Annotated in this window: 14 protein-coding genes; 11 read left to right on the plus strand and 3 right to left on the minus strand. The window is 65.4% G+C overall.

The window, feature by feature from the left end:
* Positions 1 to 20 precede the first annotated feature (20 nt).
* Both pdeM and AC13EK_RS04825 read left to right on the plus strand, forming a co-directional pair.
* Positions 21 to 680 carry a ligase-associated DNA damage response endonuclease PdeM gene (pdeM, locus tag AC13EK_RS04820; protein ID WP_069338950.1) on the plus strand — a complete coding sequence of 220 codons (660 nt, stop codon included), beginning with the start codon at positions 21 to 23 and terminating at the stop codon, positions 678 to 680.
* Positions 681 to 870: 190 nt separating this feature from the next.
* Complete coding sequence (locus AC13EK_RS04825; RefSeq protein WP_170828799.1) at positions 871 to 3666, plus strand: TonB-dependent receptor; 2796 nt, start codon at positions 871 to 873, stop codon at positions 3664 to 3666.
* Here AC13EK_RS04825 and AC13EK_RS04830 read toward each other — a convergent pair.
* Entirely contained in the window at positions 3644 to 4378 is a 735-nt protein-coding gene (locus tag AC13EK_RS04830) for a YggS family pyridoxal phosphate-dependent enzyme (protein WP_017499451.1), read from the minus strand. The genes AC13EK_RS04825 and AC13EK_RS04830 overlap by 23 nt on opposite strands.
* Positions 4379 to 4401: 23 nt before the next feature.
* Here AC13EK_RS04830 and AC13EK_RS04835 point away from each other — a divergent pair, with 23 nt between their 5' ends.
* From AC13EK_RS04835 to AC13EK_RS04845, 3 genes are all read left to right on the plus strand, one after another.
* Positions 4402 to 4956: a thiamine phosphate synthase gene (locus tag AC13EK_RS04835; protein WP_170828798.1), complete on the plus strand. Its 555-nt coding sequence runs from the start codon at positions 4402 to 4404 to the stop codon at positions 4954 to 4956.
* Positions 4957 to 5052: 96 nt separating this feature from the next.
* Positions 5053 to 5376: a carboxymuconolactone decarboxylase family protein gene (locus AC13EK_RS04840; RefSeq protein ID WP_069338947.1), complete on the plus strand. Its 324-nt coding sequence runs from the start codon at positions 5053 to 5055 to the stop codon at positions 5374 to 5376.
* Positions 5363 to 5782, plus strand: a complete 420-nt coding sequence (locus tag AC13EK_RS04845) for a putative quinol monooxygenase (RefSeq protein ID WP_234792535.1) — start codon at positions 5363 to 5365, stop codon at positions 5780 to 5782. Before AC13EK_RS04840 ends, AC13EK_RS04845 begins: the two co-directional genes overlap by 14 nt.
* 61 nt (positions 5783 to 5843) lie before the next feature.
* Here AC13EK_RS04845 and AC13EK_RS04850 read toward each other — a convergent pair whose 3' ends face one another.
* On the minus strand, positions 5844 to 6572 hold the full coding sequence (locus AC13EK_RS04850; protein WP_004209179.1) for a hypothetical protein: 729 nt from the start codon (positions 6570 to 6572) through the stop codon (positions 5844 to 5846).
* 234 nt (positions 6573 to 6806) lie between these two features.
* On the opposite strand from AC13EK_RS04850, the gene AC13EK_RS04855 reads away from it, so the two are divergent.
* The 6 genes from AC13EK_RS04855 (at position 6807) to AC13EK_RS04880 (ending at position 14237) form a co-directional block, all read left to right on the plus strand.
* Positions 6807 to 7253, plus strand: a complete 447-nt coding sequence (locus AC13EK_RS04855) for a DUF3576 domain-containing protein (RefSeq protein WP_004209178.1) — start codon at positions 6807 to 6809, stop codon at positions 7251 to 7253.
* A 103-nt stretch (positions 7254 to 7356) separates the two neighbouring features.
* Positions 7357 to 9870 (plus strand): leucine--tRNA ligase, encoded by a 2514-nt coding sequence (gene leuS / locus AC13EK_RS04860; protein ID WP_037519235.1) that lies wholly within the window; start codon positions 7357 to 7359, stop codon positions 9868 to 9870.
* Between the two features lie 64 nt (positions 9871 to 9934).
* Positions 9935 to 10480: an LPS assembly lipoprotein LptE gene (gene lptE, locus AC13EK_RS04865; RefSeq protein WP_069338945.1), complete on the plus strand. Its 546-nt coding sequence runs from the start codon at positions 9935 to 9937 to the stop codon at positions 10478 to 10480.
* Positions 10477 to 11505 carry a DNA polymerase III subunit delta gene (holA, locus tag AC13EK_RS04870; protein WP_004209175.1) on the plus strand — a complete coding sequence of 343 codons (1029 nt, stop codon included), beginning with the start codon at positions 10477 to 10479 and terminating at the stop codon, positions 11503 to 11505. Before lptE ends, holA begins: the two co-directional genes overlap by 4 nt.
* 43 nt (positions 11506 to 11548) lie before the next feature.
* Entirely contained in the window at positions 11549 to 11953 is a 405-nt protein-coding gene (gene msrB, locus AC13EK_RS04875; RefSeq protein WP_069338978.1) for a peptide-methionine (R)-S-oxide reductase MsrB, read from the plus strand.
* A 190-nt stretch (positions 11954 to 12143) separates the two neighbouring features.
* Entirely contained in the window at positions 12144 to 14237 is a 2094-nt protein-coding gene (locus tag AC13EK_RS04880) for a transglycosylase domain-containing protein (RefSeq protein ID WP_069338944.1), read from the plus strand.
* Positions 14238 to 14246: 9 nt separating this feature from the next.
* Here the strand turns inward: AC13EK_RS04880 and AC13EK_RS04885 are convergent, their stop codons facing one another.
* On the minus strand, positions 14247 to 15212 hold the full coding sequence (locus AC13EK_RS04885; RefSeq protein WP_069338943.1) for an aspartyl protease family protein: 966 nt from the start codon (positions 15210 to 15212) through the stop codon (positions 14247 to 14249).
* Positions 15213 to 15331: the final 119 nt, after the last annotated feature.

Raw genomic sequence — 15331 nt, forward strand, 5'->3', positions numbered from 1 at the left:
AGAGGGCGCATAGCCGGGCGATGGTTCCCCTTTCGTTCGCAGGTCATGATTTCCTGGCTTTGCCGGAGGCGGCTTTGTTCTGGCCGGCGCATGGCGCGCTGCTGGTGGCCGACCTGCATTTCGAGAAGGCGAGCTGGTATGCGCGCTTCGGCCAGTTTCTGCCGCCCCATGACAGCGCGGCGACGCTGGACATGATCGAGGCGCTGGTGGCGCGCACCGGCGCACGGGCGATCTGGTCGCTGGGCGACAGTTTTCATGATGCCGATGGCGCGGCGCGGCTGGACCCGCGGGCGCGGGCGCGATTGCAGGCGCTGACCGAACGGCTCGACTGGCTGTGGATAACCGGCAATCATGACGTCGGCGTGGCGCATATGCCGGGCGGACGCCGTGCGGTCGAGGCGGAGGTGGACGGCGTCTGGCTGCGGCATGAGGCCGACCCGGCCGACCCCCGGCCGGAGATATCGGGCCATTTCCACCCCAAGCTGCGCCTGTCGCTGCGCGGCCGGCATGTATCGCGCCGCTGCTTCGTCGGATCGCCGACCAAGCTGATCCTGCCGGCGCTCGGCGCGCTGACGGGCGGGCTGGATGCGGGCCATGGCGAGATACAAAAGGCCGTCGGGCCGGGTGCAATGGCGTTGATACCCGTTTCCGACCGATTGCTGCGCTTTCCGCTGACGTAAGCAAACGCTACGGAAACCGGGCGTTAAATTGTTGCTGCTAGGCAACAGGGCCATGCGGCCATCATCACGCAACTGCGGAAAACGCCCGGAATCACGCGATATATTGCGTTATTCCGACTGTGGCAGCATAATCGCGCATAGTCCCGACCCGGCAAAAAGCCAGGTGGGCCAGGAGAGGATGCACATCATGATGCACAAGAGCCTTTGGCTGCTGTCCGCCGGTGCCGTCGCACTGGTGGGCGCCATACCGCTTGCCCATGCCCAGGATGCCGCGCCGCAGGCGGCAGTGGACACCGAAAGCGTCGACATCATCGTCACCGCGACCCGCCGCGCCAGCCCGTTGTCCGACGTGCCGATCGCGGTATCGGCGGTCGGCCAGCAGGCGATGCAGAATAGCGGCGCCAATGATATTCGCGCGCTCAATCAGCTGGCGCCGTCCCTGCTGGTCTCTTCGACCGGGACCGAGGCCAATGGTTCGGCCCGTATTCGCGGTATCGGCACGGTCGGCGACAATCCTGGCCTGGAAAGCTCGGTCGCGGTGTTCATCGACGGCGTCTATCGTTCGCGTACCGGCGCGGGCCTCAATGATCTGGGCGAGATCGAGCGGGTCGAGGTGCTGCGCGGGCCGCAGGGCACGTTGTTCGGCCGCAATGCGTCGGCCGGTTTGATCAACATCGTCAGCAAGGCGCCGGAATTCATTCTGGGCGGCATGGCCGAGGCGACCTATGGCAATTATGATTATTGGCGCCTGGCCGGGCGCATCACCGGCCCGATCGCCAAGGGGATTGCGCTGAGCCTGGATGGCGTCTGGTCGAAGCGCGATGGTTTCTACGATCTGGTCGATACCAGCGGCAACAAGGTCGGCGACACCAATGACCGCGACCGTTATTTCCTGCGTGGTCAGGCGCTGATCGAACCCAGTGATGCCCTGTCGATCCGGCTGATCGGCGATTATACCAATCGCGACGAAAGCTGCTGCGGCGCGGCCTATGTCGAGACGCGCGAACGGCGGCCGGCGACCGGCGGCGGCTATAGCACGGCGCCGTTCAACCGCATCGGCGCGATCCTGGCCGGGCAGGGCAGCGTCTTCCCCGCCGATCCGTATGATCGCGAGCTGACCATCACCGAAGGGCGCGACTATGTCAGCAAGCTCAAGGATTGGGGCGTGTCGGGCGAGATCAACTATGATCTGGGCGGCGCGAAACTGACCAGCATCACCGCCTATCGCGACTATAAATCCCGCGACTATGGCGATTATGACTATTCGGGCGCCGACCTTCTCTATCGCGATCCCAACACCTATCGCCAGTTCAAGACTTTCACCCAGGAATTGCGGGCGCAGGGTTCGGCCTTCAACGAAGCGCTCGACTGGCTGGTGGGCGGCTATTACGCCAATGAGAAGCTGACGCTGGAAGATAATATCCGCTTCGGCGCCGACTATGGCCGCTTTGCCGCCTGCCGCCTGATGGCGGGTGCGGGCGTCAACAGCAACTTCACCGCAGCGCAACTGGCGGCCTGCGGCAGCGGTCTTGCCACGTCGGCGCTGATCGGCGGCACGCAGGCAAATCTCAACGCTGGGCTTACCGCCGCGCTGATCAATGCCGGATTGCCGGCCGGCGTTGCGGCGGCACAGGCGGGGGCTATCTCCACCGGTCTTGGCAATGGCCTGCGCGCGCTGGCGGCAATCCCGGAAGGCACCGGCGACGTTGCCTCCATCTATCGCCAGAAGAGCGAGAATTGGGCGCTCTTCACCCATAATATCATTCATATCACCAAGCGGCTCGATCTGACCCTGGGCCTGCGCTACACCCATGAATCTAAGAAATTCTCTTCGGACTTCAATAACAACAACGCGACCTGCGCGGCGTTGCAGGCCTCTTCGCTGCCGACGCTGGCGACCAATGCGGCGCTGGGCAGTGCGGCGGCGCTGGCGGGCGGCATCCTGACGCTCGGTTGCCTTGGCAATGGCTCGACCACGCTCAATGCGCTCGACCTCAACGACAAGATCAGCGACGGCGAGTTCAGCGGCACGGCAGTGCTGTCGTGGAAGCCGATCGACGAGATGCTGGTCTATGGCAGCTATTCCAAGGGCTATAAGGCGGGTGGCTTCAACCTCGACCGCTTCCAGCTGGGATCGACCGGCCTGAATACCGTGCCGGCGGTCTATGCGCCGCGCACCAATGCCGATGTGACGAGCCTGCGCTTCGCTGCGGAGAAGGTCGATGCCTTTGAAATCGGTTTCAAATATACCCAGCCGAAATGGAGCGCGAACATCGCGGCCTTCCGTCAGGAGTTCAAGAATTTCCAGCTGAACACCTTCAACGGCACCAGCTTCGTCGTGCAGAATATCAATGGCTGTGACAGCGCCCTGTCGGCGGCGCGGACCTGCGATTCCGGCGATGTCGGGCCGGGCCTGATCAGCCAGGGCGTGGAACTGGAACTGACCGCTTCACCGGTGCGCCATTTCCGCCTGACCGGTGGCCTGACCTATGCACGGGCGAAATTCGCCAAGCGGCTGGTCGGCAGCGGCGATGGCAGCGTGCCGCTCGATCCGGCGCTGTTCCTGCTGCCCGGATCGATCAACAGCAATGCGCCGCAACTGGTGACCACGGCGAGCATGGCCTGGACGCCCGATATCGGGTCGAACGGCCTGTCCGCACTCTTCTACATCGATGGCCGCATGATGAGCGACTATAATACCGGGTCCGACCTGTTCCCGGAAAAGGCGCAGGACGGCTTTGCGGTGTTCAATGCGCGCGTCGGCCTGCGGGGCAAGGATCAGCGCTGGGCGGTGGAATTCTGGGGCCAGAATATCTTCAACCAGGATTATACCCAGGTCGCCTTCAGCAGCCCGCTCCAGTCGAGCAGCCCGGCGACATCGACCACCGGGCAGTTCGCGCAAGGGGCGCCGATGGCGAACCAGCTTATCTCCGCCTATCTGGCCGAGCCCCGCACCTACGGCATTACCTTGCGGGGGCGTTTCTGATCATCCCCAGGCCGCTCCGGGGGACGGGGCGGCTGACGGGGGCGCGTTCGCCGAACAGGGCGGTGCCGACGCGAATGTCGGTGGCGCCCAGCATCAGGGCGGTTTCGAAATCGCCCGACATGCCCATCGACAGGCGCGGGAGGCCCTCTTCCCGCGCCATTTTTGCGAGCAGGGCAAAATAGGGTGCCGGTTCGACATCGGCCGGGGGCACGCACATCAGGCCGAGCAAGGGGATGTCGGCGTCGCGCGCGGCGGCGATCAGCGCCGGCACATCGGCGATCGGGCAGCCGCCCTTCTGTTCCTCGGCCCCGATATTCACCTGGATGAAGCAGGGCAGGCGCTTGCCCGCGGCATCCATTGCCTTGGCGAGCGCGGTCAGCAGCGAGAGGCGATCGAGCGAATGGATGACGTCGAACAGGGCGACGGCATCGGCGGCCTTGTTCGATTGCAACTGGCCGACCAGATGCAGGGTCAGATCCGAAAATTGCTCGCGCAGGGCCGGCCATTTGTCCTGGCTTTCCTGGACGCGGTTTTCGCCGAAGCCGCGCTGGCCAGCGTGGATCAGCGGCAGGATCGCTTCGGCCGGCTGGGTCTTGGACACGGCGATCAGGTTGATGTCGTCGGCGCTGCGCTGGGTCAGGCGGGCGGCGCGGTCGATCTGGTCGCGCAGGGTGGCGAGGCGGGCCGCAGCTTCGGGGATGTCGGTGGTCATGGCGGCTGCTATAGGCGATGGCCATGCACGCCCGCCACCGCAAAAAGCTGCCCGGCCTCTGGCTGATGACCGATGAGCGGGTGGAGGATGCGTCGTTGCTGGCGGCGGCGGCGCGCTTGCCGCGCGGGCGTGCGGGAATCGTCTTTCGCCATTATCGCACCGAAGCGGTGAAACGGCGCGCGCTGTTCGAGGCATTGCGGGCAATTGCGCGGCGGCGGCGGCTGGTGCTGATGCTGGCGGGGGACGCGCGAACGGCGGCGGCCTGGCGCGCGGATGGCTGGCATGGGCGGGATGGGTCGAAAAATTTCCACAGACTTATCCACAGCCAGGCGGCGCATGATCGGCGGGAGCTTCAGGCGGCGGCGCGCGCCGATATGGTCTTCCTGTCGCCGCTATTCCCGACCCGGTCGCATCCTGGTGCCGGGGCGCTGGGGCGGATCGGCTTTGCGGCGCTTGCGCGGCAGGCGAAGGCCCCCGTGATCGCGCTGGGCGGGGTCAGGGCAAAGCACCGGCATATGCTGCGCGGGATCGGCGCGGTAGGCTGGGCGGCGATCGACGGACTGACCGACCATATATGAATCCGGGTCATGGGGCCTAGCGCGGATGCTGGCCTAATAGCCTGTGGATAAGTCGGTTAGGTTGGGGCGATGCCATCCATCCTGCGGAGACCCGACATGACCGAACCCACCGACGCGCGCCGATCCTTTGGCGATCTGGCGCCTCATCTGGCGGAAATGACCGACAAGACCCTGTTCGGCGAAGTCTGGGCTGATCCGGCACTGTCGCCGCGCGACCGCAGCCTGATCACCATCACCAGCCTCATCTCGCTCTATCGCGGCAATGAGCTGCCCTTTCACCTGCAGCGGGCACTGGACAATGGGCTGACGCGCGCGGAGATCATCGCGACCATCACCCATCTGGCCTTCTATGCCGGCTGGCCGCCGGCGATGACCGCACTGGGGATCGCCCACAAGCTGTTCGACGATGCGCAGGACTAAGGCGGCGGTGGGCGCATTGACGCTGGCCGCCTTCATGCTGGGCATTGGGGCCGGGCGACAGGCCAAGGCGCAGGCCGCGCCGGACAAGCCGATCGTGCGGATCGCGGAGCTGGAGATCGATCCGGCGCACATCGAGGACTATAAGGCCTATCTGCGCGAGGAGATTGCCGCATCGGTGGCGCAGGAGCCGGGCGTGCTGTCGCTGTCGGCGGTGGCGATCGCCGGAAAGCCGGCCAGCATCCGCCTGCTGGAAGTCTATGCCAGCGACGCGGCCTATCAGGCGCATCTCAAGACACCGCATTTCCTGAAATATAAGCAGGGCACCGCCGACATGGTGCAGTCATTGCGCCTGATCGAGACCGAGCCGGTCATGCTCTGCGCCAAGGGTGGCGGCAGCTATTGCTGACGCGTTGGAGTGATCGGCATCAGGCGATGCCGATCATGCGTATCCTAGCCCTTTCAGGCGATCAGAATTTGAAGATGGTGCCCAGATAGACGGCCTGGTTGTCCTGGCGCTCGTCGGTCATCGGGGTCAGGCGGCCGGCAACGCTGTTGTTGTAGCGGATGCCCGCCGTCACGTTGAGGTTGCGGGTCAGCGAATATGAGCTGGCCAGATCCAGCGAATAATCCTTGTCCGCACTCGGGTTGCGGACGGTCGCCGTCGGCTCGCGACGGCTTTCCAGCAGCACCTTGGTGCTGAAGCGATCCTTCTTGCCGTCATCCAGCGAGAAATTCTTCGCATCGACCATGGTTTCGACCGGCACCGGGTCCAGCGCCTTGCGGCCGGTATTTTCCGGCAGGGCGAACTTGCGCCAGCCATGCTCGCCGTTCAGGCTGAAGCTGACAGGCGCGATGTTGACCGGGACCACCGAGCGGTTGGCGGCAACGCGATCGACGTCGCTGGCGCGGACCATGACGGTGATCGACCGCTGGCCGCTGAGCGAACCGCTGGTCGGCGTGAAACGGAAATTCTGGCGACCGGCCGAGGCGGCGATCTTCGCATAGGCCGCAGCCAGACGCGAATCCTTGGTCGTGGGGGTGAAGGAGGAAATGCTGCCCAGCGCGCCGAGCGACACAGGCGCTTCCTCACGCATGCGGACGAGATCGGTTGCGGCGCCAAAAGCGGGCGACAGCATGAAGCCAGCAACGGCGATCGCCGAGCCTGCCAATGCCAAATGTCCCCGTTTCACGCGCATGATTCGAATCTCTTCCCCACCGGTTATTTTTCAAGACGCATTAGACACCAAAAAGCGCCATTGACCAGAGGCGCTATCCGCTTTTTGTCTGAGCTGTTGCACAGAGCACACAGACTCCGAGGACGGGTTGCGACGATCCGTGGCGTGTCGGACCCGCGCGCCCCCTTGCCCAATGGCGCGCGTCGACTATAGAAGCGGGGCGTTTTTCGTCTTTTTCAAGCTAGGACATGCCTGATGGTCCGTCGCCTTCCCGTTACCCTTTCCTCCGGTCTTCTGCTGGCTGCGCTCCTGCCGCTTGCCGCATGCGGGGGCGGCGCGAAGGAACGGCCCAAGGCCGATCTGGCCGCGTCGAAGGTCACCACCATCGGCGTCAACGCCTATCTGTGGCGCGCCAGCCTGGATACGCTGTCCTTCATGCCGATGGTGCAGACCGATTCCAACGGCGGCGTCATCGTCACCGACTGGTATACCAATCCCAACACGCCGAGTGAACGGATGAAGGTCACCGTGTCGATCCTGGACCAGGATCTGCGCGCCGACGCGCTGCGCGTGGCCGCCAGCCGCCAGGTCAACCAGAATGGCCAGTGGGTCGATGCCCCGGTGCAGGCCGCGACGGTGCAGAAGCTGGAAGAGATCATCCTGACCAAGGCGCGCGACCTGCGCCGCATGGCGATCGGCTGAACCACCCCTTTCGGGCGCGAATGATACGGTAACGCCCTGTTTTCAAACCATCGGGGCTGGGCTTTTACAGAGCCCAGCCCGCTTGCATTTGTAAGGACATGACATGCAAAGGCGCTTCAACCCGCTGGAGGCCGACGCCCGCTGGCAGGCCGTCTGGGACGAGAAGCAGAGCTTCAAGGCGGATGACGCCTCGACGAAGCCGCGCAGCTACGTGCTGGAGATGTTCCCCTATCCGTCGGGGCGCATCCATATCGGTCATGTCCGCAACTATTCGATGGGCGACGTGCTGGCCCGCTTCCGCCGGATGACCGGCCATGAAGTGCTGCATCCGATGGGCTGGGACGCGTTCGGCATGCCGGCCGAAAATGCGGCGATGGAAAAGAAGGTGCATCCGGGCGAATGGACCCGGTCCAACATCGCCAATATGCGCGCGCAGCTGAAGAAGCTGGGTTTCGCGATCGACTGGAGCCGCGAACTCGCGACCTGCGAGCCGGACTATTATGGCCATGAACAGGCGCTGTTCCTGGACATGCTGGAATCGGGCCTGGTCTATCGCAAGGAAAGCCAGGTCAATTGGGATCCGGTCGACATGACCGTGCTGGCGAACGAGCAGGTGATCGACGGGCGCGGTTGGCGCTCGGGCGCGCTGGTCGAAAAGCGCAAGCTCAACCAGTGGTTCCTCAAGATCACCCAGTTCGCCGACGATCTGCTGGGGGGCCTCCAGACGCTCGACCAGTGGCCCGACAAGGTGCGGCTGATGCAGGAAAACTGGATCGGCAAGTCGGTCGGTCTGCAGTTCAGCTTCAAGCCGGTCGCGCCGTTCGACAGCGAGATCGAGGTTTATTCGACCCGCCCCGACACCATCTTCGGCGCCAGCTTCGTCGCGATCGCGGCCGACCACCCGGTCGCGCAGGCCGTCGCCGCGAACAATCCCGATGCCGTTGCCTTCATCGAGAAGTGCAAGGAAGGCGGCACCACCGCCGCCGAGCTGGAAACGGCGGAGAAGCTGGGCTTCGACACCGGCCTGACGGTCGCGCATCCGTTCGATCCGGAATGGCACCTGCCTGTCTTCATCGCCAATTTCGTGCTGATGGACTATGGCACCGGCGCCGTCATGGGCGTGCCCGCGCATGACCAGCGCGACCTCGACTTCGCGCGCAAATATATGCTGCCGGTCGAGCGTGTCGTCGCGCTGGATGGCGAAGCCGACAAGCCGATCCATGACGAGGCCTATACCGGCCCCGGCAATCTGGTGAACTCGCGCTTCCTGGACGGCATGGCGGTCGAAGCCGCCAAGGCCGCCGTCATCGCCCGCGCCGAGGGTGAAGGCTGGGGCGCGGGCAAGACCGTGTTCCGCCTGCGCGACTGGGGCGTGTCGCGCCAGCGTTACTGGGGTACCCCGATCCCGGTCATCCATTGCGATGATTGTGGTGTGGTGGGCGTGCCCAAGGACCAGCTGCCGGTGAAGCTGCCTGAGGATGTGACCTTCGACATTCCCGGCAATCCGCTGGATCGTCACCCGAGCTGGAAGCATGTCGATTGCCCGTCCTGTGGCAAGGCGGCGCGGCGCGAGACCGACACGCTCGACACCTTCGCGGATTCGAGCTGGTATTTCATCCGCTTCGCCAGCCAGCCCGACGACAAGCCGTTCGATCGCGCGACCGTCGAGCAGTGGCTGCCGGTCGGCCAGTATATTGGCGGCGTGGAACATGCGATCCTGCATCTTCTCTATGCCCGTTTCTGGACCCGCGCGCTGCAGCATATGGGCCAGCTCGGCTTTGCCGAGCCCTTCACCGGCCTGTTCACCCAGGGCATGGTGACCCACGAGACGTACAAGGCCGGCGATGGCAGCTGGCTGTCGCCGCAGGAAATCAAGAAGTCCGGCGACGACTATATCCATATCGAGAGCGGGGCGCCGGTCACGGTCGGCCGCGTCGAGAAGATGTCCAAGTCGAAGAAGAATGTCGTCGATCCCGATGACATCATCGAACAATATGGTGCCGACGCCGTGCGCTGGTTCATGCTGTCGGACAGCCCGCCCGAGCGCGACCTGCCCTGGACCGAGGCCGGCATCGAGGGCAGCTGGCGCTTCGTCAACCGCGTCTGGCGCCTGTTCGGCGAAGCCGATGCGGCGGCGGAAGGCCAGGACAAGGCCCTGGACCGCAAGCTGCACCAGACGATCGACGGCGTCGCCAAGGATATCGAGGCGCTGGGCTTCAACAAGGCCGTCGCCAAGATCTATGAGCTGGTCAACGCGATCGAGAAGGCCAAGCCGTCGGCCAGCCGTACCGCGGCGATCCGCGCGCTGGCGCTGCTGGTCGCGCCGATGACCCCGCATCTGGCCGAAGAGGGCTGGGCCGAGATGGCGCAGCCGGGCCTGATCGCCGAAGCCGCCTGGCCGGCGGTCGATCCGGCGCTGCTGGTCGAGGATGAAGTGACCATCGCCTGCCAGGTGATGGGCAAGCTGCGCGACACCATCACCGTGCCCAAGGGCACGCCGAAGGATGAACTGGAAAAGCTGGCACTGGCCGCGCCGAACGTCGTTCGCACGCTGGATGGCGCCACCCCCAAGAAGGTGATCGTGGTGCCCGACCGTCTGGTCAATCTGGTCATCTGACCTGTGCCCGTCACCCCGACCTTTGGTTCGACAAGGGCGGGGTGACGGGATAAGGATCATGCCCATGAAGCGCATCCTTCCCCTCGTCGCCCTCACTCTTCTTACCGCCTGCGGGCTGCGCCCGGTCTATGGCGGCGGCAGCCATGGCGCGGTGGCGCAGGGGCTGGGCCATGTCGAGGTGCAGGATATTGCGGGCAAGGGCGGCTGGCTGATGCGCAACGCGCTCAACGACCGGCTTGGCGCGATCAGCAATGGTTCCGGCCCCAGCTACAAGCTGGTGGTGAAGCTGGACGACCAGATCAGCGGTTTCGGTCTGCGGTCCGACGCGGCCATCACCCGTGAGCGGCGCACGCTGCGGGCCCGTTATCAGCTGATCGATGAAGCGACCGGTGCGCAGGTGCTGGACGATAGCGCCGGGTCGGACGCCGGCATCAACGCGACATCGAGCGAATATGCGACGATCGCGGCGGAAGATACGGCGCTGGAGCGGCTGTCGGAGATCGTCGCCGACCAGATCGTCACCCGCCTGGCGCTGTATGCGACGCGCAAGGAAGGCGCCCAGGCGGCGTCCTCGTCGGCCCCATCGCCGGCAGCGTCGACCGGCCAGTGAAAGCCAATCGCGGCCAGATAGAAAAGGCGCTCGACGCGCCGCCGTCGGATATCCGCTTCTTCCTGCTCTATGGTCCTGACGAGGCGGGCAGCACGGCGCTTGCCAGGCGGCTGGAGCGGGCGATGGGGCCGGGGGCCGAGCGGGTCGACCTGGACGTGGCCACGCTGCGCGAGGATCCGGCGCGGCTGGCCGACGAGGCGGCATCCTTCTCGATGTTCGGCGACAAGCGCTGGGTGCGCATCAACGGCATGGGCGATGAATCGCTGCCGGCGGTGACGGCGTTGCTGGAGGCGGAGGCGGCGGGCAATCCGGTGATCGCGATCGCCGGCGCGCTCAAGGCGACGTCGAAGCTGGTCAAGCTGGCGCTCGACCATAAGGGCTGCATGGCCTTCATCTCCTATCAGCCCGATGCCCGCGAGGCGGAGCAGATCGCGATGGCGACCGCGCGCGAGAACGGCCTGCGCTTGCCGCAGGAACTGGCGCGCCGCATCGTCGACCTGGCCAATGGCGACCGGGCGCTGATGGGGATCGAGATCGAGAAGCTGGTCCTCTATCTCGACGCCGCGCCGGAACAGCCGCGCGAGGCGACGGCGGAGGCGCTGGATGCGCTGTCGGCCGACAATCCCGATTCCGATGCGGCGCCGCTGGTCAATGCGGTGCTGGGCGGCGACCTCAGGGCGATGCACAAGGAACTCAACAATCTGGCGGAGATCGGCGCGGCCATGGCGTCGGTAATCCGGCCGCTGCTGACCCGTGCCATGCTGATCGCCAATATCCGCGCCGATTTCGACAGCAGCGGGCGGCTGGAGGCGGCGGTGGAATCGGCCGGCAAGGCGGTCTTCTGGAAGGAGAAGGGGCTGGTCACCCGCCAGGTGCGGCTGTGGGACGCGACCGGCATCGCCCGCGTCATCCAGCGTCTGGCCCAGGCCGAACGGTCCAGCCGCGGCGGCAAGGGGCTGGGCGACCTGTTGGTGCGGCATGAGCTGCTGGCGATCGCCCGACAGGCGGCGCGCGAGCGGGCCTGATCGCGGGCTTGATAAGGGCTTCGGCGGACGCCATATTGCGGCCATGGAAAAGCTGGACCTGAGCGAAGCCGAATGGCGTGCGCGCCTTTCCCCCGAACAATATCATGTGCTGCGCGAGGCGGGCACCGAACGGGCCTTCACCGGCAAATATAACAGCAACAAGGCTGACGGCGTCTATTATTGCGCCGGTTGCGGCGCCGAGCTGTTCGATGCCGAGGAAAAATATGACAGCGGGTCGGGCTGGCCCAGCTTCACCGCGCCGGTCGATATCGACGCGGTCGAGGAAATTCGCGACGCCAGCCATGGCATGATCCGCACCGAGGTGCGCTGCGCCACCTGCGAGGGCCATCTGGGCCATGTTTTCCCTGACGGCCCCGGCGTCAACGGCCTGCGTTACTGCATGAACAGCGCGTCGCTGGATTTCAAGTCTCGCGACGACGCGGGATAGGAACGACAGAGGGACGGACCGCTGCGGGGCGGGGGCAGTATGACCTGCCCGCGCCGGCTTGTTCGGACTTCCACCGATAATATTCATCGCGGGTAAAGCCGCATCATCCTTACAGACCGGGGAGTTTTCCGGACGAGCGCCCTGATTTGCGCTGGTCCGGGCCGGTAATAGCGCGTATCCGGGGCGGCAAATGGCACGATCTGACAAGAGCAAGAAGGCGCCGGGCAAGGCGAAGAAATGGCTGGTGCGCGGGCTCAAGATCGGTCTGGTCGGCGCCTTTGCCGGTCTGGTCGCGATCGGCGTGGCCGTGTTCATCGCGATGCAGTCGCTACCCGACTATAACAGCCTCAAATCCTCCCCCAATGGCCAGATGATCCGCGTCCATGCGGCGGACGGATCGGTCATCGTCTCCCTGGGGCCGAGCTTCGGCCGCTGGCTGAGCTATGACCAGATCCCCTCGGTCATGGTCGATGCGATGGTGTCGACCGAGGATCGCCGTTTCTACATGCACCCTGGCGTCGATCCGGTCGGCATGGCACGCGCGGCCTGGGTCGCGCTGGAACGGCGCGGCAGCGGCCGGCGCTGGCAGGGCGCGTCGACCATCACCCAGCAGGTCGCGCGCAACATCTTCCTCAACAACAGCTATAGCTGGGGCCGCAAGGTCCGCGAGATGGTGCTGGCGATGGCGCTGGAGCGCAAATTCTCCAAGCAGCAGATCCTGGAACTCTATCTCAACAAGGTCTATTTCGGCGGCGGGGCCTATGGCATCGACGCCGCCAGCCGCAAATTCTTCGGCCATCCCGCACAGAGCCTGGACCTGCCCGAGGCGGCGATCATCGCCGGCCTGGTGAAGGCGCCGTCCAGTTATTCCCCCACCGCCGATGCCGAGGCCGCGATCGGCCGCGCCGGCGTGGTGCTCGACCTGATGCAGGAAAATGGCAAGATCAGTGCCGCCGATCACGCCAATGCCAATCTGGACGGCGTACGCATGGCGCCCGAGCCGCCGCAGAACAGCGTCCGCTATTTCACCGACTGGGCGCTGCCGCAGCTCGACACGCTGATCGACGAGCCCAATGAGCCGTTGGAAGTCTATACGACCATCGACCTTGGCATGCAGAATGCAGCGACCGCTGCAGTGAAGGCAAACGTGTCGAACGGCATGCAGGGCGCGCTGGTCAGCCTGGATCGCGACGGCGCGGTGCGCGCCATGGTCGGCGGGCTCGACTATGTGACCTCCAACTATAACCGCGCGACGACCGCCGTGCGACAGCCCGGTTCGGCCTGGAAGATCTTCGTATACATGGCGGCGCTGGAGGCAGGCTATACGCCCGATACCGGCGTTACCGACGAACCGGTGACGATAAATGGCTGGAGCCCGCGCAACAGCAATGGCCGCTTTGCCGGCGCGATCGATATCCGCACCGCCTTTGCCTATTCGATCAACACGGTCGCGGCGAAGCTGGGCGTGGAGGTCGGTTTCCCGACCGTCGCCGACATGGCGCGCCGCTTCGGCATCACCACGCCGATCAACACCCACCCCTCGATGGTTCTGGGCACGTCGGACGTGCGGCTGATCGACATGACCCGTGCTTTCGCCTCGATCGCGCGCAAGGGCGTGGCGGTCACCCCCTATGGCATCACCAAGGTGACGACCGCCGACGGGCGGATGCTCTACCAGCATCAGGATGATACCAGCCGCGTGCTGGTGGCGCCCTGGGTCGCGGCGGGCATGACCGACCTGATGCAGACCGCGGTCAGCACCGGCACCGGCAGGGCAGCGCAGATCGGTCGCCCGGTCGCGGGCAAGACCGGCACCACCAACAGCGGCAAGGATGGCTGGTTCCTGGGCTTTTCCAGCGGCATCACCACCGGCGTCTGGGTCGGCCGGGATGACGCCAAGGCGGTGCCATCGCTCTATGGCGGTCGCGCGCCGGCCCACGCCTTTGCCGATTATATGAAGGTCGCCGTCGCCAAGCGGCCGGTGGAGCAGTTCGAGACCCAGGTCACCCTGCCCGAATGGCAGCTGGAGCCGGACGAGGAGGCCTATTATGGCCAGCCGGATAACGGCATGGAAGGCGGCATGATGGTCGATGAAAATGGCCTGCCGATCGACCGTGCTCGGCCGGCCGGCAGCGAGGCGGAGGATGGTGAGGATATGGCTCAGCCCGATCCGGCCGATCGGCCGGCGCCGCCGCGCCTGGACCAGCAGTGGATCGACAATGTGCTGGGCCGCACGCCGCGCCAGCGCCAGCCGGCCCAGCAGCAGCGACCCGACAATCCCTGATCCGGTGCCTCAGCGTCCCTGACGGGGCGCTGAGGCGGCCAGCCGGACCGGATCGAGCGCGCCGGTATCGGGTAGCAGGAAGTCGACCTTGCCCCGGCCGAAGTCGATCGCCACCCGGTCGAACAGCCGCAGCGCGTTCATCCCCAGCATCAGCGCCGGCTTGTCGGCCAGACCCAGCTCGGCAAAGGGGCTGGCCTCGGCGAACAGCACCGGCACGCCGGTCAGCTTGACCCGACCCATGCGCACGAAATCCAGCCGCCCGACATCGCCGGTCAGCGTGTCGCCGGTCACGCTGATCAGGCTGGCCTGCAGCAGTTCGGGCGCGCGCTTCTTGCGGGCGAGCTTGTCGCGCAGCGCCAGATTGCCGACGCTGAAATTGGCGCCGGTATCCAGGATGATGTTCACCTTCATCCCGTTGACGTCGGAATCCAGCAGGATCAGCTGTCCCTTGCGCCGGCGCGCCTCGACGATGATCGCATCGGGATCGCGCGGGGGCAGGCGGCGGCTTTCGCTGATTTCCATCCGGCCGGTGCGGAAATTGAGCAGCACCCGCTTGGCATGCAGGCTGTCGAGGCCAAGCAACCCGGCGGCGCCCAGATGCTCGCCGTTCAGCACCGGCGCCTCTATATCGTCCACCGTGGTCGCGCCGAAACCGAGCCGGGGCACGGCGACGGTCGGCACTTCCGCCTTGCCGGTCATGCTGAGGATGGTGACGATCCGCCGATTGGGTAGGGCGAGCCGGTCGGCCAGGTCGCGGGCGATGACCGTGCGCTGGGAGCCGGTGTCGATCACGAAGTTCCACGGCCCCTTGCCGTCGATATTGATGGGAATGGTGACGCGATCGTCGAGCGAGGGGCCGGTGCGGACGACGGTAGGGGGTATGTCGGGATCGAGCGGGGGGCTGTCCTGCGCGGCGAGTGGCAGCGCGGTGAGCGCGCCCGTGGCGATCGCCATCAGGGCACGGAAATAACGCATTTCCTCATCCTTCCGATATTTTATGTCTCATCATATCATGGGGCGGGATATGTCGTCCATCGCCGCAGATGGGGCACCACCTGTCGAAAATCCCCGGATCGCCCATGATTTCAGGCGGA

It is taken from the genome of Sphingobium sp. L-44 (assembly GCF_056859495.1).